This is a genomic window from Stenotrophomonas sp. HMWF003 (assembly GCF_003061285.1).
In the GTDB taxonomy this organism is placed as follows: Bacteria; Pseudomonadota; Gammaproteobacteria; order Xanthomonadales; family Xanthomonadaceae; genus Stenotrophomonas; species Stenotrophomonas maltophilia_AP.
Genome location: NZ_QAIW01000183.1, coordinates 1 through 1761 on the forward strand (window position 1 = coordinate 1; position 1761 = coordinate 1761).

Below are 1761 nucleotides of genomic sequence, written 5' to 3' on the forward strand. Positions count from 1 at the left end.
CCCGCGGCAACGACGACGACACCGACGGCGAGCTGGCCGAGCACTGGGAACAGATGCGCGGGCAGTCGCGGTTGGGCTGGGGGCAGGCCCGCGGCATCGTCGAGGATGCGTGGCTGGCGCTGGACCACATGCCACCGGCGGCGGTGCACGGCCTGCTGCAGTAGCCCGTAAAGGGCCCCTGCACGGCGCGGACACGGGCGTTTCACGTGTATCGCGGTACAGCTGCCCTCCCCCTGTAGCGTTGGAGTGGCCCCGCCATGGCCCGACCGATCTGGACCGGTACCCTCTCGTTCGGCCTGCTCAATGTCCCGGTGTCGCTGATGTCCGGCGAACGCAAGGTCGACCTGCAGTTCCGCATGCTCGATTCACGCGACCGCAAGCCGATCCGCTTCGAGCGGGTCAACGCCGACACCGGCGAAGAAGTGCCGTGGAAGGACATCGTCAAGGCCTACGAGTACGACAAGGGCAGCTACGTGGTGCTGGAGGAGGACGATATCCGCTCGGCGGCGCCGGAAAGCCATGAGGCGGTGGAGGTGGAGACCTTCGTGGATGCCAGCACGATCGACCCGCGCTACTACGAGAAGCCCTACCTGCTGGTGCCGGCCAAGAAGGCCGAGAAGGGCTATGTGCTGCTGCGCGAAACCCTGCGGAAGACCGACAAGGTGGGCATTGCCCGGGTGGTGGTGCGCACCCGCGAGTACCTGTGCGCGGTGATGCCGCACGGCGACGCGCTGGTGCTGATGATCCTGCGTTATCCACAGGAACTGGTGGACCCGGAAGACTATAAATTGCCCGCCGGGTCACTGGCCGACTACCGGATCAACAGCAAGGAAACGGCCATGGCCGAACAGCTGATCGAGTCGATGTCCGGCGAGTGGAAGCCCGACGATTACCACGACGAATTCCGCGAGCGGCTGCAGACGCTGTTGAAGAAGCGGATCAAGGCCAAGGGCGGCACCACCAAGGTGGACGAAGAGCCGACGCCGCGCGAGGACGACGCCACCAACGTGGTCGACTTCATGTCGCTGCTGCAGAAGAGCCTGGACGCCAAGAAGCGCACACCGGCCAGGAAGACCGCGGTGACCGCCGCACCGAAGAAGGCGGCGGCGAAGAAAGCAAAGGCACCGGCAAAGGCCCCCGCCAAGGCGGCCAAGGCCGCGAAGAAATCCTCGACCAAGCGCGCGAGCCCTGCGCGCAAGGCCGGGTAAACGCCGATGTCGCTGCAGGAATACCGCCGCAAGCGTCGTTTCGACGGCACCCCCGAGCCGGACGCCGACCGCCGCGGTGCGCCGGCGCGACGCCCGATCTTCGTGGTGCAGCTGCACCATGCGAGTTCGCGCCACTACGATTTCCGGCTGGAAGCCGATGGCGTGCTCAAGAGCTGGGCCGTACCCAAAGGGCCGTCGCTGCGCGCGGGCGAAAAGCGCCTGGCGGTGGAGGTGGAGGACCACCCGCTGTCCTATGCGGGTTTCGAAGGCGATATTCCTGCCGGTCACTACGGCGCCGGGCATGTGGACGTGTACGACCATGGCACCTGGGCCTGCGACGGCGACCCGCTGGAGGCGATTGCTGCCGGCAAGCTCGACTTCGTGTTGCACGGTGAGCGCCTCAAGGGCGGCTGGAAACTGGTACGCACGGCGATGAAGGGCAAGCAGCACCAGTGGCTGCTGATCAAGCGCGACGATGCGCAGGCACGCGACGCAGAGGCCGACGACATGCTGGACACACCGCCGCCACGTGGCACCGCCCGCACGCGTGCGG

Annotated in this window: 2 protein-coding genes; both read left to right on the forward strand. The window is 66.8% G+C overall.

The features are described from left to right. The first annotated feature begins 257 nt into the window (after positions 1–257). Complete coding sequence (locus tag DBR34_RS07410; protein WP_128096313.1) at positions 258–1208, forward strand: Ku protein; 951 nt, start codon at positions 258–260, stop codon at positions 1206–1208. A 6-nt stretch (positions 1209–1214) separates the two neighbouring features. Next, positions 1215–1761: DNA polymerase ligase N-terminal domain-containing protein (locus DBR34_RS07415; protein WP_308812519.1), on the forward strand; the 547-nt coding region annotated here is incomplete at its 3' end.

What these genes read in the sequence shown, in the direction of transcription:
- DBR34_RS07410 (WP_128096313.1), top strand. Translation starts at nt 258, where the DNA reads ATGGCCCGACCGATCTGGACCGGTACCCTCTCGTTCGGCCTGCTCAAT.